Here is a 23,287-nt window from a genome sequence, read left to right on the forward strand (position 1 = left end):
TTTTCAGCGGTCTCGAAGAACCGTCCCCACGGTCACCCTAAACCAGATTGTAATAACGTATAATGAATGAAAACGATGAGTAATCAGGAGGAATTATGTCAAAGAAGAAAATTGTATTTACTGGTGGAGGTTCTGCTGGGCATGTCACACCAAATATTGCACTAATTAACGAGCTGGGCAATTGGGATAAATATTATATCGGTTCAAAAAAGGGAATTGAAAAAGAGTTAATCGAAAAAGTCGGCATTCCATACTTCGGTATAAATAGTGGGAAACTTCGAAGATATCTAAACTTTGAAAATTTCGTGGATATATTTCGCGTACTAATAGGATGTTTTGAAGCCAGAAGTGTTCTGAAAAAGATCAAGCCTGATTTAGTATTCTCAAAAGGGGGATTTGTTTCCGTTCCTGTCATCATAGCTGCTAAAACATTAGGAATACCCATTTATATTCATGAAAGTGATATGACTCCAGGACTAGCAAATAAAATATCGCAAAGATTTTCAACACGGATATTTACTTCCTTTGAAGAGACAAAAAAATTCTTTCCAGCAAATAAAACGATGGATATTGGTTCTCCCATTCGAAAAGAAATATTAAGCGGTTCAGCACTAAAAGGAAGAAGTTTTCTAGGATTTGATCATCATAGTCCCATTTTAACGATTATGGGCGGAAGTTTAGGAGCAAAGAAAATAAATGAAGTAGTCCGGCAATCCTTAGATCAACTAACGGCTACTTACCAGGTTGTTCATTTGTGCGGGAAAAATAACCTAGATGGCAATTTAACAACCCATCCAAGATACAAACAATTTGAATATGTTCATGATGAATTATCGGATATCTTAGCGGCAACGGACATCGTTATCACCAGAGGCGGTTCAAATGCCATATTCGAATTTCTAGCCTTACATATACCCATGCTTATTATTCCATTAGGATTAAATCAAAGTAGAGGAGACCAAATTTTAAATGCAAAGGCTTTTCAAGAAAAAGGCTACTCCCATACATTAGAAGAAGAAAAACTTACTGTTAAAACGATGATTGAAAATGTAACTACTATTTATAAAAATAGATATGAATTCAAAAAGAATATGAAAGAATCCCATAAGGGGAACGCATTACAAACACTTGTGGACGAGATCAATGGGGACGGTTCTCCTGGTCCTATTCTTTGATAAGAAGCCTTACTTGGTAGGTGCCTCGTAACTACCAAGTAAGGATGAGTAAGTGAAAAAAACCATCAGAACCGTCCCCTCGGTTCCCTCGGTTTTTCCCCGATTTCACTTTTTAAGCCTTTTAGTAAAGAGAAGCACATGACGATCATGATGATGGCGAAAGGGAGAGCGGCTGCTATGGAGGCTGTTTGCAAAACGTTCAATCCTCCAGCTAATAGTAATACGGCAGCCAATGCAGATTGAATAACACCCCAAGTCATTTTGATTTTATTTGAAGGATTTAATGTCCCGCCTTCACTAAGCATCCCCAAAACAAAAGTGGCTGTATCGGCAACCGTTATATAATAAATGGCTACGACAGCAAACCCTAAAATACTTAACACAGAACTTAATGGGAGATAATCAAAGAATGTAAAAATAGCCAATGACACGTTTTCGGTAATATATTTGGCCAGATCATTGTTACCTGTGTTTTGAACGATTTCAAGCGCGGATCCGCCAAATATGGACATCCAGAGACATGTTCCGAGTGTAGGGACAATTAACACTCCGATTACAAACTCTCTTACGGTTCGACCCTTCGAAACTCGAGCAATAAACATACCTACGAACGGTGCCCAGGCAATCCACCATGCCCAATAAAAAAGCGTCCAGGATGCAATCCATTCCCCTTCTCCGAAAGGTTTAAGCCTTAAACTCATATGAATAAAGTCACTAATATAAAGGCCCGTCGTATTAAAGAAGACCTTAATAATCGTCATGGTGGGACCCACAATCAAAATCAACAGCATAATCGCAAAAGATAAAATCATCGCCGCATTGGATAAGAATTGGATTCCTTTCTCTAAACCTGTATTGATGGAAATGATAAAAAGGACTGTCGCTACCGCGATGACGATTAGTTGGACGAATAACTCATTGGGAACACCGAAAATCGCATGCATTCCAGCTGTAACTTGCATAGCACCTAGGCCTAAAGAGGTGGCGATCCCAAATACGGTTGCGAAGATAGACAGGATATCAATCGTTTTTCCAATCGGGCCATAGATTCTCTCACCCAGAAACGGGTGGAACGCCGAACTGATGGCTGCAGGAAGCTTTTTGTTATATTGAAAAAAGGCAAGGGCAAGACCAATCACCGTGTAAATGGCCCATGGATCTAGTCCCCAATGGAAAAAAGTATATTTCATTGCAGTGTTCGCTGCGTCAATCGTATATCCTTCCCCATAAGGAGGAGTCGTGTAATGGGTAACAGGTTCAGCGACACTCCAGTACACAATTCCAATCCCCATTCCAGCACCGAACAACATAGCAAGCCATGAGGCCGTGTTAAAATCAGGCTTGTCTGTTTTTTTGCCTAACCGAATATCACCATATCTAGAGAACAGTAAGTAGATAGAGAAGATGACAAAGAAGAGGGTGGCACCAAGATATACCCATCCCAGGTAATCAATCGATCCATTGTAAATTGTATCGGTGACCTTGGCGAGATTATCTGTAAAAAAGACTCCCCAAACAATAAAGATGAGAGTGAGTAACAATGATAAAATAAAAACAATGTTTTCGTTCAGTTTTTTTCTATCCATATAAACCTCCTGCTAGGTGTAAGGAAAAATAAGAAACGTTCCCGTTTTTATATGTTCAAAGGGCATTCATTTATCAAGGAGATTATAGAGAAATTCCCACTTGGCACTGTTCCTCAACTCTTCTTGCGACAACTCCAAACCACCGCCAAGGTAAACTGTTCCACCTTTTAGTGCGACGACCATAGCCTCGTATCCTTCATCATTTTTATAAATATCTCCTATAGCAGGGAAGTGTTCGTTGTTCGGGTTATGTAAATCGTTGGAATCAACGTCTTGTACGTTTTCTGCATCTTCACCTTCACTATTTTGATAATCAATCGAAGTACTCCCGCTTGCACGGCCTGGTACCATTAATAAATACTCGTTATGCTTAATTCCATGAGAATTACTTGTAACGACCCCTTGTTTATCAACGGTTTCAACAAGATCGATCTCGTTTAAAGAATAAGTATCCAGGGAATCGGGCATTGGATTATGAATTAAAACATAATCTCCAACTTCAGCTTTGCGATCTCGACTGAGTGTATAAGCTTTATGATTAAAAATAAAGCTGTCAAGCTCCTTAGGTTTGACTTTCTCTACACTCGCTGAATTGGTTAATTGCTGCGTCAAATCCCTAAGCCTTATAATATGAACAGATTGTTTATACATCGGCTTTACGCCATATACCCTATGCAACTCATTATTGTAATAGACAAATTGTCCTTTTCGTACTTGATACAACTTCACAGACAAAGCTCCTTTCCATGGTTTCCATGGGGACGGTTCTCTTGGTCATACTTACTTGGTAGGTGTCTCATCGGTACCTTGTAACCATGTGAAAAAAACCATCAGAACCGTCCCCGCGGTTTCCCGGTTTTAATTTTGGATAACGTCAATCAGTGTCAGTTCATTGGTTTGATTTAATGCATCCTTCAATACTTGCTCAAATTCATTTAATTGATTAGGTCTTACTCCTTTTATTCCAAAGCTTTCAGCTAGCTGCACAAAGTCAGGGTTTCCAAAGTCTGTACCAAAGCTATGATTAAATTTTTCTTGCATCATTTGTTCTTCTAGTTTTAGCACAGAGTTATTTAATACAATGATGATAAAAGATAGGCCTAATCGTTTCGCGGTTTCTAATTCGGAAATATTCATCAAGGCCCCGCCATCCCCAGTAATACAAATAACGGGAGCATCCGGGCAAGCTAACTTGGCGCCAATGGCACCAGGCAAGGCAATTCCCATTGTGGCTAATCCATTGGAGACGATGAGTCGACCGGCTTGTTTTGGCTGAAACGTACGGGCAATGGATACCTTGTGGGCACCCACATCTGAAATAACAATGGTCTTTTCCGTTGTAAGTTTTTCAATAACGGTCAGGATATTTTCTATCGATAAGGATTGATTTCCTTTTGGATCTATATTGAGTTGATAAGCTGTCTCTATCCGTTCTTTTAAATTCCCTATGGGAACCCACGGCCTAGAGGGAATATCCAGTTTATTAAGCGCCTGGAATGTCTCCTTTAAATTTCCTACCAATTCCCCCGTAACAGGGTAGTGCTCGTCCATTTCAGCTGGCATTGGATCAATATGTAAAATAGGGCACATCTTTTTATTCCAATCCTTAGGCAGCTTTTCAATCAAATCAAAACCAACGACAAGTAATAAATCAGATTCCTCGATAATCGGCAAACCTTCATCGTCTTTGGTAAAACCAAATGTAAAATAATTCAGTAGATGGTTTTTAGGTAAAATTCCTTTTGCCATAAAACTATGGATCACAGGTGATTGTAGGTTTTCGACAAATGTAAGCAGTTCTGCCGCTGCGTCTTGCCTTATAACTCCATTTCCTACAATGACAACTGGTTTTTGGCTCTGAGCTATTAGCGTACGAGCATCCTCGATTGCTTGTGAAACAGGTGCACTTTTTGGAATAGGTGTTACGGGTAATGGCTGGGTTGGAATCATTTGAGACGCTAAGTTCTCGGGTAATTCAATTAAAATAGCACCCGGCTTTTCCATTTGCGCTACTCTAAATGCCTTACGAATAATGGTTGAAATGGTTTGTGAATCTTTAATTTGAACACTCCACTTGGTAGCGGGTTCAAATATTTTAACGATATCTAAATATTGGTGGGATTTTAGATGCTGCCGATCCAAGCCTGCTTGTCCTGTGATGGCTACAACCGGGGAATGATCAAGAGTTGCACTTGCTATTCCGGTCAATAGATTGGTTGCGCCAGGTCCTAATGTCGCTAAGCAAACGCCAGCCTTCTTAGTTAATCTACCGTATACATCCGCCATAAAAGCGGCTCCTTGTTCATGACGAACATTTACAAACTGAATTTGTTTCGATTTAGACAATGAATCCATCAGGTCAAGGGTTTCCTTCCCCATGATGCCAAAAATATACTCAACACCCTCATTTTCTAAGCACTGCACAAGTAAATCTGTTGCTTTCCATAAGACACACCTTTCAAACTACATTTTTCCTATTTTCCCCTTCATTTACTAAAAGATGTGCTATGGGGACGGTTCTCGCGGTCATTTTTTGGTAATACCTGCTTGGTAGGTGTCTTACTACTTTGTGAAAAAGGCCATTAGAACCGTCCCCGCGGTTTTAGTAACCGTAAGACTAGCTCGATCCATATCCAACAATATACAAGTGAAAATATGTAAATGATGAGGACATTCAATACTCTAAATTCGATTAAAAATGGCCCTAAAACAGGGATTTGAAGGAGGTAGAGTAAGAGGCAAATCCCTATAGATAGAAATAAGCTTGAAAAGGATATTACCTTCCAAACCTTGTTAAACAGAATCAAACCAATGCCAATTCCGATGGCCATTGCTCCAGTTGTAAATGGGAAGAAAATAAGTTCTGAAGGCTGAAGGAGTAGTAATAGAAAAATGGTTAGAAAATAGCTTAATATTCCATACAAGGGGGAGATTAACACGCTTATGATGATGGGGGCAGAGGAAAAGGGGCTTATCAGCATCCCGATTCCTGGTATTACTCCGCCTGCTGCTTGCAATATTGCTGCGATTAAACTCATTAACGCGGAAGCGACTAATTTAAAGGTGAGGCTTCTCTGATTTCTAACTATCGTAATGAGTGGTAAGATATTTTCATTTATATCCTTATTCCGAAACATAGAAGTCATCACCCTTTTTGTCATAAGTAAGAAGATGGGATTTTTCTAGGGTACTTCTATTAAGGTATTCTCGAACCCAAGTTAGTAGAATTATTAATGCGGTTCCTGTTATGGTGGGTAGATTTATATTTTCACAGAAAAAAATCAGGAAATCATTAGATTCCCTGATTTATATTTTCTAATAAACAACAACTGGATCGTACACATTGAGATTATCATATACGGCTTTCATTACACTTGGCGAAACGTTCACGCATCCACCTGATCCTTGTGTAAGATAGGCGTTACTGTTCCAGTTTGTTCTCCAACCGGCGTCGTGAAATCCTTGTCCGCTGTTTGTAAATGGAGCCCAATAATCGACTTCAACGGAATAATCGGCTTTGCCGACAGCGCTGCCCTTGAGGGTGTATGGTGTTCGTTTAAAGAGAATATACCATACTCCTTTTGATGTATCTTCACCTGTACTATGCTTGCCGGTAACCACATTTGTGGTTAGGACCAATTGTCCATTTTTGTAAATCCAAATCCGCTGTTCGGCAATGGATACTTCAGCATAATTACCGCCAATGCCGTTGTTGGTTATCGTTTCATAGCCATAGCCCTCATTGCTCCAGCCATTTCCGTGAATATTAGAAGCAGAAATGGATTTTTCTCCTTTTTCAAAGGCTGCTCGAACGAGCGCTGTTTCTTTTTCGACGTCAAGCGCCCAGCCATAACCTTCTCCCTTAACCGAAATATCGGAACCTGAATGGGTCTTAAAGGTGAAATTTTTACCTAACGTCGATTGAGCTTTATTAATTTCGGCAATTTTATTTTTCAAATCGCTTGGGTCTATTGTGACGTTCATATCTTTTGTCACAGAGGCATTTTTAATGAAATCGCTGCCCTTTAGAGAATGTACTTTATCCTGTACCTTATAGTCCACCGTATGCTGAAGGAGTGCTTCCAGCTTTTTCTTTTGGTTAAGGATAGTAGTGCTTTCCTCAGTAAGTGGCTGTAAAAGTGCAGGCTTTAAATGGATTTCACTCGAAAATTTCTGACTTTGGAAGTCCTTCAGCAGGCCTCCTATATCATATTGCTCTCCACTACTGCCTTTGGTAACCACAATTTCACCTTGTTCCAGCTTAACTTGAGCATCTGTAGGAGCTTTTAAATTCTGATTCATGGAGATGAGCTTTTGTTCCAGTTCCTCTTTCAAGCTGACACTGCGATATGGGTCTTGCTTGCTTGGTGTTAAGGAATATTCTTTAGACTTAAATAGAGGAAAAAATGTCCACTGACTTTTAAGTAGTTTTTTAATTTTAGGCAGGTCATTTTCTGCAAATCCCAACTGAGTATCTTTTCCATCTACAATTTGTTGTTCTCCGATAAAAACGACATTACTTAAAACGGTGGTTTCTAATTTTTTCAGCACCTTTTCTGCTGTCAGCCCACCGACTTCTATGCCATTAATCTTGACCTTTGGATTAAAGTGAGTTGCCTGGTAAAAGCTCATTGCTGCACATATGAGTGCGATAACGATGATGATGCCTGCTGTAATGAACTTCCAATTCTTAAACCTTTTAAATGAATTTCCTGTATTCATTTCTACCCTAGATTCTTGTATTGCATTTTCCATGAAAATCCCCTCCGCTTACCTTTAAACACAGCATTCAAGGTCCATCAACACAGCAAATTGATGTTCATCAATGCTTTTTAATCTTTAATAAATACTACTCCTATTTTACTAGATTGAATAGTAAAATCTTTGTCGTTTTATGTAAATAAGTGGAAATTTTTTATTTTATTGAATCTGGAGTGACCAATAAAATATAAAAAACAGCAACGAGTATTCGCTGCTGTAAAAGTATCTACATCTCAGGTTTTATTTTTACATCTTTCCTTACAATAAACCCAATTTTTTCGGTTGAAATAATCTTAAATAACAGCCCTTGAATAATGATCGCAAAGAGCAGGTAGTAATAGGTCCATTCTTGTGCAAAAAGGTAAAGCGCAATAAACGTGATAATCGAAAGAATTCTCCCGATATTGAGCATTATCTCCCTCATGACCATTGATTCTGTCCGAAGTCCTGATTTGGGAAGATCCTTTATCGTTCTAAACATGAAGCTAAAATAGGTGACGCCTAACAGTGCTTTGCTGATTTCATTTACGATAAGAAAGATAAACACTGTCCATATATTCATATTGAGAATCATCGGGATACATGAAAGGAAGTACATCAACCAGACAATCAGTAAAGTACGAGGCTCTCTTTCCTTATCGTTGTACTTGGAATGCCATAGACTTGAAAGGACAGCAACGGACCCAAACAAAATCGAGCTAATTCCGACTAAGAATTCATTTTTTACGCTCATAAATAAGATGACTGTCGGGAAGAATCCCAGTAAACCTTCACAAACTCCCCAAATCAACCATCCGAACCACATTGGTTTCAAATTTGGTTTTCGAGTGTTGAATTTCCATAATAAACGCAGGTACAAAAGCTTTTTTGCTGAGGTATCCTTTGGCAGCCGAAAGCTAAGGATAAGACCTGTAAAAAATAATAACAAAGAAAGAGTAAATACAAGGTTGTAGCCAGTAAATTCAATTTGGAAATAATAAACCCTGCAAAGGCAGGACCGATAGTATTGACCACTCCAAATACAGCCATTTGTTTTCCCATGAACTGCGAGCGAGATTGGTTGTCCACGAGGTCATAGATCAACACCAGATAGCCGAGCCAGTAGAATCCTGCGGCGGTTCCATTTAGAATACCGATTAACATCGGATAAGCTGCAGTTTTTTCTTGTAAAATAATGACAAGTAAATAAAAAATAGCTGTAAAGGCAATGCCAATCTGAAAACTAAAGATTCGGTCCGTCTTTTTTGACAACAGGGCACCAACTGCAAATGAGACGGTACCAAAAAAGAAGGTTACGAGGATAAAGGAAGCATTCACGGTCAAATCATTCGACAATCTCCACAAATAAAGATTTAGGAATAAACCTGACATGGTTGTCGCCAACCCGTAACAAGCATGGATACTAAGTAAAAATTTCTGTGCTGAGCTCAAAATGTTCCCCTCAATCTTTTCGATACTTTACCTGAAATTTATTAAAGCATAATGAAAATGACAACACAATTGCTTTTTATTACCATGAAGCGAAAAAACGATGTTGAATTTTCGTGAATAATAAAGTAACATTTAGTAAATAAGTTTACTAAATTTCATTCACTTTTAGATAGTGATAAATAGAAATCATATGGAGGTTTCGTAATGGCCACAATAAAAGATATAGCCGAAAAGGCGGGTTATTCTACTTCTACTGTTTCCCGGGTTCTCAACAATGACCAAAGCCTTTCTGTTTCAGATGAAACGCGTGAAAGAATATATGAAGTGGCAGAAGAGTTGAATTACCGCAAGAAAACGGTGAGACTCCTCGTAAAGAATATCGCTTTTTTATATTGGTTAACGGATATAGAGGAATTAGAGGATGTTTATTTTAAAACCATGCGGATTGAGTTAGAGAAAATGGCAAGGCTATTCAATGTAGAACTGATTACCTACAAAATTAACGATGGTATTCACCAAATTCCAGATTCGATTGAAGGATTCATTGCTGTAGGTACGTTTTCAGACAAAGAGCTGGCGTATTTGAGAAGCATTACGTCTAATGGAGTCTTTTTGGATACATCACCTGACCCGAATCATTTTGATTCTGTCAGGCCGGATCTACCGCAAATTACAAGAAGAACCGTCGATTTCTTAATGGAAAAAGGTCATACAGAGATTGGTTTTATTGGCGGTACGTATCACAATCCAAACACAGATCAGGATGAAATGGATTTGCGTGAACGTGTGTTTCGCAGGTATATGGAGAGAAAAGGCCTATTAAAAGATCAATATGTTTTTCATGGCAGAGGATTTTCTGTTGATACGGGCTATTCTTTGATGAAAAGAGCCATTCAACAGCTGGGAGATCAATTACCTACGGCATTCTTTATTGCTGCGGACCCAATAGGAGTAGGCTGCCTGCAAGCGTTGAATGAGCATGGAATTGCAATACCTAATCGTGTGAGTATTGTCAGCATAAACAATATTAGTGTGGCTAAGTATGTGTCGCCGCCGCTCACTACTTTCCACATTGATATGAGGGAAATATGTAAAAATGGTATTCAGTTATTGCTTGAACAAGTGGTGGAAAAACGCAAATTAGTTAAAACCTTATATATTGGATCTGAGCTAGTGGTTAGAAAGAGTACAAATTAATTTTTAAAAGAGTTAATAATCTTGTAAAATAATTTACCTATTTTAGTAAATAAATTGTTTACTTGTTTTCTTGACGGTGGTATATTAAATTTACCGAAGCGCTTTCACGAAGAGCATTTAGTAAAAGAACGACTAAATATATTTTGAAAGGATGTACATCCATGAAAAATTTTAAAAAGTACTTTAGCGTTATGAGTGGTATTGCTTTAAGTTTATCTTTAGTTGCCTGTGGTCCACAGGATGATGCGAAAGATAGCGGAGATAAAAAGGAAGCAAATAAATCAAATGAGTTACTCGTTTGGGAAGACATTATGAAGGGTGAAGGAATTAAAGACGCCATCGCCAAATTTGAAGAAGAAAACAATGTAAAAGTTAAGATGGTAGAAAAACAATATACGAAACAAATTGAAGACTTGCGTCTTGATGGACCAGCGGGTACAGGTCCAGACGTTCTTACTATGCCAAGTGACCAGATTGGTACAGCTGTTACAGAAGGATTAATTAAAGAACTAGATGTGGATGATGCCACTCAAGGAATTTATACGGAAGCAGCAATGGACGCGCAAAAGGTAGAAGGTAAGGTTTATGGTTTACCAAAGGCAGTAGAAACAACGATGCTATTTTACAATAAAGATCTTATCACTGAGGACAAGCTCCCAACTACACTTGAAGGGTGGTATGACTATTCTAAAGGTGTGGCCAATGGTGAAAAGTTTGGTTTCTTAGCCCTATTTGATCAAATCTATTATGCAAACAGTGTATTAAGCGGATATGGTGGCTACATCTTTGGTCAAAAGGATGACGGAAGCTACGATCCAACTGATATCGGAATCAATAATGCTGGTGCAGTTGAAGGTGCGAAATATATCCAGAAGTTCTATAAAGAAGGTGTATTCCCAGCAGGTATTGTTGGTGAACAAGGTATTAATGTAATTGAATCATTGTTTACTGAAGGAAAAGCTGCTGCGATCATTTCTGGTCCTTGGAATATCGAGCCATTTACAAAAGCAGGCGTAAACTTTGGTGTACAAAAGTTACCTGAGCTTGGAAACGGTAAGAACATGGCAGCATTCATTGGTGTGAAAAGCTACAACGTAAGTTCTTATTCTAAAAACCCTGAGCTAGCTGAAAAGTTCGTTGAATTCATTTCAAACGAAGAAAATTCTAAAAAGAGATATGAAATTACACAAGAAGTTCCAGCTGTTGCTTCTTTAGCTACTGACCCAGTTGTTACGGAAAGCCCTGCAGCAAAAGCGGTTGCTGAGCAATCTAAATTCTCTGTGTTAATGCCAAATATTCCTCAAATGAACGAGGTTTGGGCACCTGCTGACTCAGCTTTACAAACCATTGCAACAGGTAAGGCAGAACCAAAAGCTGCATTAGATCAAGCGGTTGAAACCATCAAAGGTCAAATTGAAGCAAAACATAGCGGAAAATAATTAGTTATCACAATAATGGTGTCAAACGCTAATTATGTTTGACACCATTATTGTTATATGAATTCGAATAGTAGAACCATTAAATAATTCAACTTTAATGGTCATCTATATAAAGAGGTGAAGATAGTGCAACATCGTACGATTGCCCCGCTGTTATCCATTATTCCTGGACTTGGACAGTTTTACAATAAGCAATGGGTGAAGGGTCTTGTTTTCCTTATCCTTGCTGCATCGTTTTTTGTAGCCTTTGGGGATCTCTTAAATATGGGGTTTTGGGGACTTTTTACACTCGGTACGCAAGTGCCCAGGGATAACTCCATCTTTCTTTTAGCTGAGGGGATTATTGCTTTAATTGTTTCTGCGTTTGGACTAGGTATTTATTATTGGAATCTTAAAGATGCATACAATAATGGAAAATTAAGAGATGAAAATTTCCCTGTTACTTCATTAAAGAGTGAGTATCAAAATTTAATTGGACAAGGATATCCATACTTAATTAGTGGTCCATCATTGTTCCTATTAATTTTTGCGGTAATCTTTCCGATTCTGTTTAGTTTCGCGTTAGCGTTTACCAATTATGACTTATACCATTCACCACCGGCGAACTTGGCAGATTGGGTTGGTCTCGAGACGTTTGCTGAGATTTTCACTGTTGATATTTGGCGGTCCACGTTCTTTGATGTTTTAGCATGGACGGTTATTTGGACGCTTGTTGCCTCATCCCTTCAAGTTAGTCTTGGTGTTTTCTTAGCGATTGTCGTGAACCAAAAGGAAGTACGTTTCAAGAAATTCTTCCGTACCATTTTGGTTTTACCATGGGCTGTGCCGGGATTTGTAACGATCCTGATATTTGCCGGACTATTTAATGATAGTTTTGGTGCAATCAACAATGATATTTTAGCATTTTTCGGAATGGATCCTGTTCCGTGGATGACGGATGAGAAGTGGGCGAGAGTAGCACTTATTCTTATGCAGGGCTGGCTTGGATTCCCTTATATCTTCATCGTAACGACTGGTGTCCTTCAGTCGATTCCTGAGGATTTATATGAAGCTGCCACGATTGATGGTGCCTCTATTTTTGCTAAATTTAAGAATATTACGATGCCGATGATATTGATTGCGATGGCACCGATTATTATTACGCAGTTTACCTTTAATTTTAATAACTTTAATATTATTTACCTTTTCAATGGCGGCGGCCCTGCTGTGGCGGGTTCAACGGCCGGTGGAACCGACATCTTGGTCTCATGGATCTATAAGCTGACCATGCAATCAAGTCAATACTCGCTAGCAGCAGCCTTAACGATTTTATTATCGATCTTTGTTATCGGTATCGCTTTATGGCAATTCAGACGTACAAATTCATTCAAGGAGGGGGCATAAAATATGCAGACAACTATGAAAACTAACCGATTCGTCCGTCTATTTTTCACCTATGCCCTTTTACTTTTTATGACCGTCCTGATTATTTATCCATTACTTTGGACCGTAGGGGCAAGCTTTAACCCAGGTAACAGTTTAATCAGTACCTCGATTATTCCGGAAAATCCAACGCTGGATCACTACAAAGAGTTATTTGCGGGAAAAGAGAGTCTTCAATATGGAAAATGGTATTTGAACTCGTTGAAAATAAGCATATTTACTATGTTAGGGACGATGATTACCGTATCGTTTACAGCTTTTGCTTTTTCACGTTTTCGCTTTAAAGGAAGAAAAAATGCATTGATGCTATTTCTGTTATTACAAATGATTCCGCAATTTGCTGCGTTAATCGCACTGTTTGTATTAGCGCAAATCTTAGGAATGATGAATAGTCATTGGTTATTAATCCTCCTTTATATTGGCGGGCAAATTCCGATGAATACCTATCTAATGAAGGGTTATATGGATTCGATTCCAATGGATTTAGATGAAAGTGCAAAGATTGATGGAGCGAGCAATTCTAGAATTTTTTGGCAAATTATCCTGCCCTTATCAAGGCCGATGTTAGCGGTTGTGGCGATGAATGGATTTACAGGGCCGCTAGGGGATTTCGTATTATCTTCGGTTATCCTCCGAACACCGGATTCTTTCACGCTGCCAATTGGCTTATATAAATTAGTGAACGATGTTATGGGTGCGAGTTATACGACCTTCGCAGCTGGTGCAATTTTAATTAGTATTCCGATTGCCATTACTTTCTTGCTTCTGCAAAAGCAATTTGTATCTGGTTTAACTGCAGGTGGAACGAAGGGATAATGGTGAAATAAGCAACAAATGTAAAAGGAGATTACTATGTCTAAACATGAAAAAACTTACGTGACGAAGGCGGACTTTATGCTTCATGGCGGAGACTACAATCCTGATCAATGGTTAGACCGTCCAGATATTTTGGCAGATGATATAAAATTAATGCAGCTTTCTCATACGAATACGTTTTCGGTTGGAATTTTTGCTTGGGCCTCACTTGAGCCTGAAGAAGGAGTCTACAACTTTGAATGGCTGGATAAAGTGATTGATGACATCTATAGCTTTGGTGGCCGGGTGATATTGGCGACACCAAGCGGGGCTCGACCTGCTTGGATGTCACAAAAGTACCCTGAAGTGCTTCGAGTCAATGGGGCTCGAGTGAAGCAGCTGCATGGCGGAAGGCATAATCACTGTTTTACTTCACCTGTTTACCGTGAAAAAACACAGAAGATTAATACGCTGTTGGCAGAACGCTATGGGAATCATCCTGCCTTATTGATGTGGCATATTTCCAATGAGTACGGCGGCGAATGTCATTGCGATCTTTGTCAGGATGCATTTAGAGGCTGGTTGAAAAAGAAATACAATAACGATTTAAAATCCTTGAATGATGCCTGGTGGGGTCCGTTCTGGAGTCATACGTTTACAGATTGGTCTCAAATTGAGTCTCCTTCTTCGATTGGAGAAAACATGGTTCACGGTTTAAATCTAGATTGGCGCCGTTTTGTGACCGACCAAACGATTGATTTTTATGAAAATGAAATTGTTCCAATCCGAGAATTGACGCCAGAGATTCCGATTACCACGAACTTTATGGCAGACACGCATGAGCTAATCCCATTCCAAGCGCTTGATTACAGCAAATTTGCCAAGCATCTGGATGTCATCAGCTGGGATGCCTATCCGGCCTGGCATAATGATTGGGAGAGCACAGCGGATTTGGCGATGCGAGTAGGCTTTATTGATGACCTGTACCGCTGTTTAAAACAGCAGCCATTTTTATTAATGGAATCGACACCGAGCATGGTGAACTGGCATCCAGTTAATAAAGCAAAGCGACCAGGCATGCATAAGCTTGCATCGATGCAAATGGTGGCTCATGGCTCTGATAGTATCCTTTACTTCCAGTGGCGGAAGTCTCGCGGATCTTCGGAAAAATTCCATGGAGCTGTCGTTGATCATGATAATAGTTCTGAAAACCGCGTATTCCAAGAAGTTGCGGAAGTCGGTAAGACGCTTGAAAAATTAGGCGGTGTTGTTGGAACCAATCGTCCTAGTGATGTTGCGATTCTATATGATTGGGAAAGCAACTGGGCGCTAAATGATGCACAAGGTTATGGTTTACAGACAAAGCGTTATCCGCAAACCTTGGTGGAGCATTACCGTGCTTTCTGGGAACAGGATATTCCTGTTGATGTGATTACGAAGGAACAGGATTTCTCGGCCTATAAATTGTTGATTATTCCAATGCTTTATTTAATGAGTGAAGAGACTATTGCTCGTTTGAAGAGTTTTGTTGCTGGCAGCGGCAGATTAGTCACGACATATATTAGCGGGATTGTGAATGAGCATGATCTAACGTATATGGGCGGATGGCACAAGGGTCTGGAAGAGATTTTTGGAATCAACCCCGTTGAAACAGATACGTACTATCCAAGTGATCGAAATGCGGTTAGTTATCGAAATCAATCGTACGAGCTAAAGGATTATGCGACGGTTATTAAGGTGGATACAGCAACGGTTGAAGCTACTTATGATGATGATTTCTATGCGGGAACACCAGCAGTAACGAGCCATGAGTATCAAGGTGGGAAAGCCTACTATATTGGCGGCCGTTTAGAAGATCAATTCCAGCGGGATTTCTACCAAGAATTGATCCGTGACTTGTCACTTGAACCAGTATTTAAAGTGAAACACGAAAAGGGTGTATCCGTCCAAGTTAGACAAGCAGAGGAAAGTGATTACATCTTTATCATGAACTTCACCGAAGAAAAGCAGTCGGTTGCCATTGAAACACCAGTGCACGATCTAATTACTGGTGAAGAGACTAGCGGCGGACTTACATTGGAGAAATACGAAGTAAGAATTCTTGAAAAAAGAAATGATGGTGTGTGATTGGGTGCCTGTCACCGCTCGTGGACACTGTCCACCTCAGGCGGACAGCAGCCTTAAAGTGAGACCGGAATCAAGCTTAACCTCTTATAGGGGTCAGGCTTTTTTGGATATATATTTAGTAAAACGAAATATGTAAAAATTTAGAAAAATCTTATATCAAATGGCTCATTCTCGATATATAATTACTAGGTTAGGATAACTTTATACTAAGGAGAGAGCGGTTTGTATAATCGAAAATGGACGAATCTTATTATTGTTCTAGTATTACTATTTTCTCTGTTTAGCCCGTTTGCCAGTTTGAAAACCTTTGCTGCGGCAGGGTTACATTTACTAAATGTAACCGATAAAAAGGAATCCACTATTATTGTTTGGGAAGTGGTGAACGATGATGGGGAAGAACTATCAAACTACCAATTAATAAAAAATGGTGAAGCACTAGACATTGAGCCGATACCATTAAATGAATCGGCAGAAGACAATGTCAGAAGGTATTCCTACGAGGATCAATCTGTTGAAAAGAATACCTTATATACATATGAAATCTCTGCAACCCTATCGACAGGTGAAAAAGTTGTAAGTGCTTCAATTGAGCATACTTTCGTTGGACAAGCGGAAGATGCACAAATTGAATTGTTAGCGGCCAATGTAGAAGAAGAGGTCGTCATGACAAATATCAAAGTGGTCTCTGATCAAGGAAATATACCTTGGACCTTAGATTTTTCCGTTGAGGGAATTAGTGATGAGGTATCTGAAATCAATTATTATGGTTATTTGGATGAGGAAGGCTTTTTTATTGAATACGATTCTGAATCCCGTGACCTTGAACTTCCTATTGGCACCTATCGTTTGAATACGACAAACTATTCTACAGACGAAGAAATTTCCGCTGAGTTCACCATTGAGAGTGGGAAGGATTATGTAACAAACCCAATTGAAATGGTGTTACCTGATGAAAAACTTGAAATAAAAAAGGTTTTAAAAATTGAAACTGTAAATGACCAATCTATTTCAATCGGCTGGGATGGGCCTTTTGATCCTGAGGAAATGGAAAGTTACCTTGTTTATTTAAATGACAAGCTAGTTGAAAGTATCAACGATCCTTTCACTATGTCTTATACGTTTACAGGATTATTGCCTGAAACGTTCTATCAGGTAAAAGTAGACTACGTCCACAAGGATGGAACAATTGAAAGTGTAAGTGCTGATGTCACTACGTCACCTCTTCCGATAGGTGAAGTTGTTGGTTTTCCTGATGAAAATCTAAAAAATGCAATTAAAAGGCAATTAAAAATTGATCATCGTGACATTTACACAGATGACTTGGAAAATTTAACTTTCCTTGACGCGAGCTATTCAGAAATTCGTGATTTAACAGGCCTTGAGCGCGCAGTCAATCTTACTGACCTGATGCTTTATGGCAATCAAATTGAAGATCTTTCACCGCTTGCGAACCTGACAAATCTAGTTTTTTTAGATTTAGATGAAAATGTGATTACGAGTCTTGATGAGTTAAGAGGGTTAAAAAGCCTGGAGAATTTGTTATTGTCTTTTAACCAAATCGAAGATATTCAGATTCTAAAAGATTTTCCGAAGCTCACAAGTGTGACGTTGTACGGGAACGAGGGTCTTGATTTTACAAAAGGTTCCGAAGATGCTGAGGTGTTAAAAAGCCTTATCTCAGCAGGCGTTAATGTGGAGTGGGTGTTAGATAGTAACGAAATTATCATTCAAGAAGTATCAGAATCCTCGCTTGGAATTGAAATTAGTTTCCCTGGCATTTCTGATTTCATCAGCAACTATCATCTTTATCTTAATGGTGAGTTAGTGGCAGAGATTCCAGTGGGCGAGACAAATTACCAGTTTTCAAATCTCGACCCGTTAACAGATTATGAGATTACAGTGGACGCAGTCGATCAAGAAGGTTCTATTTGGGGTAGTGCGTTTACGTACGTGACGACTCCGCCTGTACCAGAGGGTGAGATTGTTCCGTTTAAAGACCCAGCTCTAAAAGAAGCGGTACGTGATGCCTTGCATATATACTCCCGTGATCTCTACGAGAGTGATATGAAAATGTTAACAAGCTTAGATGCCAGCGATCGTGGGATTGAGGAGCTCAATGGGTTAGAGTTAGCTGTTAATCTAATGGAATTGCAATTGGATTCTAACTTGGTTCGTAACTTAGAGCCAATAGCTGGATTAACGAGTTTAACCTTTTTATCGATGAGCGATAATAAATTGTCAGACCTTACTGGTTTAGCACCCTTAGCAAATCTAGAAGCGTTAATGCTAGATAGTAATGGAATAAAGGATATTAGTATTCTATCTAAGTTTTCAAAGCTTACGATGTTGTCTTTACAAGGGAATCAAATAAAAGATATTACACCGTTAGCGGGCTTAGATATTGAATATCTTAACATCAGTTATAATGAAATTGAGGATATTACGAGCTTGCTGGCATTGGAGAAATTACAATACGTCCAACTAATGAAGAATCCATTAGATTTAAGTGAAGGTTCTGAAGCGCTTACCGTGATTCAGACATTAGAAGACAATGGGGTTATCGTCAATTATGAATATCTCGATATTTCCGTTAATCAAGTAACTGAGAATTCCATTGAGATTAGTTGGCTGCCTGTTACAAAGGATGGCTACGAGGATTTTGTCTACTATATCATGCTTGATGGTGAGGAAGTCGCAATCGATCTTGATGAAACCACCTATACCTTCAGTGATCTTCAGCCGGATACAGAATATACGATTGAAATCATTGGTATGAGTGATGACTTTGAACGCTTTGTTTATGGAACAACCATTGTAAAGACAGCGGTGGAACAGGAGAATCCAGGAGAAACCCCTGAAGAGCCAGGTGATGGATCTGCTGGAGAAGGGGAAGATCCAACTGATCAAGAAACTGCCCCAGGCAAAGTAACTGAAAAGGGCTCAACCCCAGCTAAGAAAGAAACGCAAACAGCAACAAGTCTGCCAAACACTGCAACTAATAGCTTTAACTTGTTAGTAATTGGTCTTGGTTTAGTTGTCTTAGGAGTTACCTTTTTTGCAATCACACGTAGAAAAGCAGTAAATAGATAAATTATATCTAACTGCATTACAAATTGAATGTTTTTCGGAAATAAGCTAAAAAAACGTGCAGAGTCTACAGGCTCTGCACGTTTTTTTGAAAAATATTTAGTTAAGGATTGTTACCTTTACTTGTTTTCTACCAAAATTGATTGCTTCTTGTTTAGTAGGGATAAAGATATCGATTCTATTTCCTTTAATGGCTCCGCCAGTATCTCCGGCAATTGCTTCCCCGTAGCCTTCTACATACACTTTACTGCCGAGTGGAATAACAGATGGATCAACAGAGATGACCTTTTGATTTGGGTTTGATAACAGATCAATTCCAGTGGCAGTTATACCAGAGCAGCCTTCGCATGTAGCCGTATAGGCTGTAGCTTCTACAATGATTTCCTTTGAGCTAGGTGCTGCGGCTTCTGCTGCAGGTGCACTTTCCGCTGGAGCTGGTGCTTCAACTGCAGGTGCAGGTGCGCTCTCGACTGGAGCTGACGCTTCTACTGCAGGTGCACTTTCGGTCGGTGTTTCTGCTGCAGGCTGTGCTGGTTTTTCTGATAAAGAAATAGTGTTATTTTTTAATCCTTCAAAGATTACTAGATTTAATCCTGGATGTATGAGATCACTATACAGTTGGTTCCATTCTTTAATTTGGGAAACAGTTACCTGATGATCAATACCAATATCCCATAATGTGTCGCCTTGTTTAACGGTATAACGTTTCTCAGGGGCAACGGTTAGTACATCCCCAGGGTGGATCAGGTCTGTGGTGAGATTATTTAACTTTTGAATATTTTCTACTGACAAATCATTTGCGCGTGATAGAGCCCAAAGGGTATCCCCTTTTTGCACTGTAATGGATGCCGCTAGCGCATTAGCACTTACAGTTACTGAGAGTACAGCAACTGCTAAAATAGATATTATTTTCTTAAGCATTCTTTTACCCTCCATGTTCTTTGGTTGCTAATTTTTAATAATTAAATCGTAACATAGAATTTTCTGAGAAAAAGAACAGGGAGGTGTTAATTCGTTTACTAACGTGGCATTCATATTGCAATAATATTTCTGAAAAATAAATGAATAATTAGATATGAATCCTACGTTCATAGATAGGGTATTAGTAACTTATCCCTATTTATCTATTGAATTCCATTCGTTAATATATGTAACTAGTAGCAGTAATTTTCCATTTCTTTGTTAATTTATCATTTTAAGGAAAAAGAGCGGCCCAAGAAAATGATTACTGTAAGAAAACTTTTATGACAACCATATTAAAATAGAGGAAATAATATAATGAAATTATTGTTGAGACTTCATATTAGTTATTATCTGTGCCTATTACTATTTATTCTAGCCATTCCGCACCAATCAACCGACGCAAATATCTTTAAACTCATATTGTTTTTATTAACGATCGGGGTATTTATCTTTTTATGTACATTTTACATCGTCCTATCCTTTGATAAAAAAATAAGGGCTGTAAGAAAATACTCTAATATGAATGTAGGTATCATGTGCTGCGGGATTATTTTATTCCTTACTTTTGGCCATGTGATTTACACAAAATGGAACATTATTCTTTTACCAATATTCCTCTTCATTATTCTATTTGTCGCTTCAAATTTACTAAACTACAAAATAAACAAAGTAGTGGAAGAGCTCCAGCTTGATTTTATGAAAGAAGTCAAATTGTTTTATAAGATGGGTCAAGTTTTGGATGAAACGCCAATCAATAATGCCATTTCTAGACTTGACTATATGTTTTATGCCTTTTGCATTGCTGTATTTATAGCTGAGGATATTTTTATCTTTGTTGGGGTTGTCGGTGTTATTTTGGTTTTATCGACAAAATATTTACGGGCACTAAAGACGGAATTTTTGAAAAGTGGATTCATATCAGTAAGGGAAACTAATCTATCTCTCGGCGGATACTATTTCTTTTATTTGCTTTCGATTATTTGGACGATTTTTATCCCGAATCTTTCCACCTTGTTAGTGGGAGCACTTAGTTTATTAGGGATTAAAATCTATATCCGTAGAATTGCTGAAAAAGTATATGAGGAAAAGAGTGGAGGTATACGATGATAAAAAGCAAATTGGCCCTCATTGGTTCAGTTATTATTTTAGGTATATGTATGTATTTATATTTCCCGTTTCCTAACAATGTAATGGTAGAAGCACGTTCTACATTCATGTCATTTCCAATTCGCAATCAAGATGGCTATATTTTACTTGGGATAATTGGGTCCGTATTGTTTATAATCGCCATGATATTACTTGTCATTGGTATAAAGAAATATCACTTTCGAACAATAATAATAGTTGTAATTGTTTATGCACTTTTACCCAATCTTCTAATTACGATCTACCAAGAAACGTTAGCAAGTGGGATTACAGCAATTTCATACGATGGTAATGGCAAGTGCAATTTTGAGTCTGTGAGCAAAGACTTATTGAATGGGGAATGCAATCTTGTATTACATAATCGCAGTAATGAGGCAGTGTCATTTGAGTTGGAATTTATAGATTCTTTTTTCATGGAAGACGAAGTACGAATGGAGTCACTTATGAATTTAGCTGGCCCGTATAGTATTACAATAGAAGCAAATCGTAAAAAATCTATTCATGTGAAGGAATTACTCGAATTATCAGATGTTCCAAAACATATTGAAGAAGGAACATCATCTGATATTCATTTTAAGTTAATAGACGAGGAGACTACACGCACTTTATAGTAAGTTATCAGAAGAAGGTGCAATAATGAATAGAAGGAATGGCTCAGTAAAGTGAACTGAGCCATTTTATTTTATAAAAAAACAGTACAAATCTGGTTGCTTCAACAATATGACTATTGAAGGATATCTCCTTGGGTTCTACTTAACCAAAACAATCAGAATTGGCAATATGAAAAAGGATAATAAGGTAGTCCAAAGAATGGTTTTGGTTAACACTTTTGGTGACGCATCAAATTTTTCTGCGAGAATGCCGGCGTTGATTGCAACAGGCATACAGGATAATACTAGTAAAGTGGAGAACATAATTCCTTTAATATCTAATAGATTTAGACACAATAAAGCAATGAGTGGGGCAATCAATAATCTCATACCCATGCCTGACCAAAAGGTGATCCGGGTATTTCTGGTGATGCTTTCTGTTTTCACATTGGCCATTTGTGCTCCTAAAACTGCTAGAACAATGGGCGGGTAGGCTTCTGCGATCATGGAAACTCCGGTGGAGAGACCACTTGGCAGGGTTAAATCAAATGTGCGTAACACCATGGCTAGCAATACCGCATAAATAGCCGGCAGGGCAAAAACCGATTTAAATGCATTCTTGATTGTAAAATGAGAACGTGCTGCAAAGAAGATTCCTAACGTATGCATCATGACCATCTGCATGACAATGTATACGGATGCCTTTTCGAGCCCCAGCTGGCCGAAAGCTAGCAAGGTAAGCGGGATTCCATAGTTGACTGCATTGGTGAAGGAGGAAATTAAGGTTAACCCAGCGATATCGTTGGCAGGAAGTTTGAGCAATTTGCCTAAAATATTAGCTACAAACGCAAGTAAAAAAAGGGTTAACAGGGAATAGGCAAGAGTCAAATAAACATCCTCACGCGACAGGTGCGCTTCCATTAATGTATCAAAAATCAAGAACGGAGTTATGTAATATAACGCAAAGTTTAAAAGCGGCTTGATCTCAAGCTTACCAAACCTAAAAAGCAAGGCCCCTGCTATGACAGGTAGAGAGAGTGGTACAATCACATCAAAAAGCGTGGAAAAAATTTCAGCTAACATAAAAAAACTTCCTCTCTAATTAACAAACTATCAATTCCTCTGAAGCCTTTTTAGGGCAATATTGAAAAGATGTTGCTTCGAATTTTGTATTTAATTATATATAGTAGATTTTCTCTTCATTATAAGGTTTTATTTACTTGGATACATGCCATTACTGAAATTTTTGACTGAAAAAGGAGTAAGGGTGGAGATTGGGTAACAATCTCATCGTTGAGGATGGTTCTTACATCAGCTGAAAACTCAAGGTAGCTGCTTAGAGTGAACAGATCTTGTAAATAATAAGAAAGGTTTTGAAGAAAAGTTATTTCTAAAAAAAATAAAACTTTCTATTGCATAAGTAAAACGAAGGTGTTACTATAAGGGAGTTGCTTTTAACGCCAGCTTTTCTAGTTAAAAGTAAGAAGAAAAAAAAGTTAAATTATTATATTGAAATAATAATAGAGATGTGATATGATAGTATCACTGTCGCTTAAGACATGTTAGAT

The 23,287-nt window shown here is 38.5% G+C and carries 17 protein-coding genes and 1 pseudogene; 9 read left to right on the forward strand and 9 right to left on the reverse strand.

Translation table 11 applies throughout. From position 1 onward, the window contains the following. Positions 1-95 precede the first annotated feature (95 nt). Positions 96-1,175: an undecaprenyldiphospho-muramoylpentapeptide beta-N-acetylglucosaminyltransferase gene (locus CHI06_RS27000; RefSeq protein ID WP_095251731.1), complete on the forward strand. Its 1,080-nt coding sequence runs from the start codon at positions 96-98 to the stop codon at positions 1,173-1,175. Positions 1,176-1,240: 65 nt separating this feature from the next. Here CHI06_RS27000 and CHI06_RS27005 read toward each other — a convergent pair whose 3' ends face one another. From CHI06_RS27005 to CHI06_RS27030, 7 genes and pseudogenes are all read right to left on the reverse strand, one after another. Beyond that, a complete protein-coding gene (locus CHI06_RS27005) occupies positions 1,241-2,761 on the reverse strand; it encodes a glycine betaine uptake BCCT transporter (protein ID WP_095251732.1) in 1,521 nt (506 codons plus the stop codon). Between the two features lie 66 nt (positions 2,762-2,827). Then, positions 2,828-3,490 carry a hypothetical protein gene (locus CHI06_RS27010; RefSeq protein ID WP_095251733.1) on the reverse strand — a complete coding sequence of 221 codons (663 nt, stop codon included), beginning with the start codon at positions 3,488-3,490 and terminating at the stop codon, positions 2,828-2,830. Between the two features lie 129 nt (positions 3,491-3,619). Further along, a pseudogene (locus CHI06_RS27015) lies at positions 3,620-5,191 on the reverse strand (acetolactate synthase large subunit); the annotation flags it as partial. 152 nt (positions 5,192-5,343) lie between these two features. Next, positions 5,344-5,898 carry a hypothetical protein gene (locus tag CHI06_RS29520; RefSeq protein WP_142301032.1) on the reverse strand — a complete coding sequence of 185 codons (555 nt, stop codon included), beginning with the start codon at positions 5,896-5,898 and terminating at the stop codon, positions 5,344-5,346. A gap of 178 nt (positions 5,899-6,076) precedes the next feature. Beyond that, positions 6,077-7,516 carry a L,D-transpeptidase family protein gene (locus CHI06_RS27020; protein ID WP_095251735.1) on the reverse strand — a complete coding sequence of 480 codons (1,440 nt, stop codon included), beginning with the start codon at positions 7,514-7,516 and terminating at the stop codon, positions 6,077-6,079. Between the two features lie 232 nt (positions 7,517-7,748). Next, positions 7,749-8,312 (reverse strand): hypothetical protein, encoded by a 564-nt coding sequence (locus CHI06_RS27025; RefSeq protein ID WP_095251736.1) that lies wholly within the window; start codon positions 8,310-8,312, stop codon positions 7,749-7,751. A gap of 20 nt (positions 8,313-8,332) precedes the next feature. Beyond that, a complete protein-coding gene (locus tag CHI06_RS27030; protein WP_095251737.1) occupies positions 8,333-8,953 on the reverse strand; it encodes an MFS transporter in 621 nt (206 codons plus the stop codon). Positions 8,954-9,157: 204 nt separating this feature from the next. Here CHI06_RS27030 and CHI06_RS27035 point away from each other — a divergent pair, with 204 nt between their 5' ends. The 6 genes from CHI06_RS27035 (at position 9,158) to CHI06_RS27060 (ending at position 19,023) form a co-directional block, all read left to right on the forward strand. After that, positions 9,158-10,150 (forward strand): LacI family DNA-binding transcriptional regulator, encoded by a 993-nt coding sequence (locus CHI06_RS27035; protein ID WP_095251738.1) that lies wholly within the window; start codon positions 9,158-9,160, stop codon positions 10,148-10,150. A 161-nt stretch (positions 10,151-10,311) separates the two neighbouring features. Next, positions 10,312-11,589, forward strand: coding sequence for a sugar ABC transporter substrate-binding protein (locus CHI06_RS27040; RefSeq protein ID WP_095251739.1), 1,278 nt, complete (start codon positions 10,312-10,314; stop codon positions 11,587-11,589). A 126-nt stretch (positions 11,590-11,715) separates the two neighbouring features. Further along, positions 11,716-12,972: a carbohydrate ABC transporter permease gene (locus tag CHI06_RS27045; protein WP_095251740.1), complete on the forward strand. Its 1,257-nt coding sequence runs from the start codon at positions 11,716-11,718 to the stop codon at positions 12,970-12,972. A gap of 3 nt (positions 12,973-12,975) precedes the next feature. After that, positions 12,976-13,827, forward strand: coding sequence for a sugar ABC transporter permease (locus CHI06_RS27050; RefSeq protein ID WP_095251741.1), 852 nt, complete (start codon positions 12,976-12,978; stop codon positions 13,825-13,827). 36 nt (positions 13,828-13,863) lie between these two features. Beyond that, on the forward strand, positions 13,864-15,933 hold the full coding sequence (locus CHI06_RS27055; RefSeq protein ID WP_095251742.1) for a beta-galactosidase: 2,070 nt from the start codon (positions 13,864-13,866) through the stop codon (positions 15,931-15,933). A 222-nt stretch (positions 15,934-16,155) separates the two neighbouring features. Then, positions 16,156-19,023 carry a leucine-rich repeat domain-containing protein gene (locus CHI06_RS27060; RefSeq protein WP_095251743.1) on the forward strand — a complete coding sequence of 956 codons (2,868 nt, stop codon included), beginning with the start codon at positions 16,156-16,158 and terminating at the stop codon, positions 19,021-19,023. A gap of 96 nt (positions 19,024-19,119) precedes the next feature. Here CHI06_RS27060 and CHI06_RS27065 read toward each other — a convergent pair whose 3' ends face one another. Beyond that, a complete protein-coding gene (locus CHI06_RS27065; protein ID WP_095251744.1) occupies positions 19,120-19,941 on the reverse strand; it encodes a LysM peptidoglycan-binding and 3D domain-containing protein in 822 nt (273 codons plus the stop codon). Between the two features lie 357 nt (positions 19,942-20,298). Here CHI06_RS27065 and CHI06_RS27070 point away from each other — a divergent pair, with 357 nt between their 5' ends. Together CHI06_RS27070 and CHI06_RS27075 are read left to right on the forward strand one after the other, a co-directional pair. Continuing rightward, positions 20,299-21,090, forward strand: a complete 792-nt coding sequence (locus CHI06_RS27070; protein ID WP_095251745.1) for a hypothetical protein — start codon at positions 20,299-20,301, stop codon at positions 21,088-21,090. 50 nt (positions 21,091-21,140) lie between these two features. Beyond that, positions 21,141-21,740, forward strand: a complete 600-nt coding sequence (locus tag CHI06_RS27075; protein WP_257009475.1) for a hypothetical protein — start codon at positions 21,141-21,143, stop codon at positions 21,738-21,740. Positions 21,741-21,878: 138 nt separating this feature from the next. On the opposite strand, the gene CHI06_RS27080 is transcribed toward CHI06_RS27075, so the two are convergent. After that, positions 21,879-22,802, reverse strand: a complete 924-nt coding sequence (locus tag CHI06_RS27080; RefSeq protein ID WP_095251747.1) for an AEC family transporter — start codon at positions 22,800-22,802, stop codon at positions 21,879-21,881. Positions 22,803-23,287 lie beyond the last annotated feature (485 nt).

Source organism: Bacillus sp. 7884-1 (assembly GCF_002272245.1).
Taxonomy (GTDB): Bacteria; Bacillota; Bacilli; order Bacillales; family Cytobacillaceae; genus Neobacillus.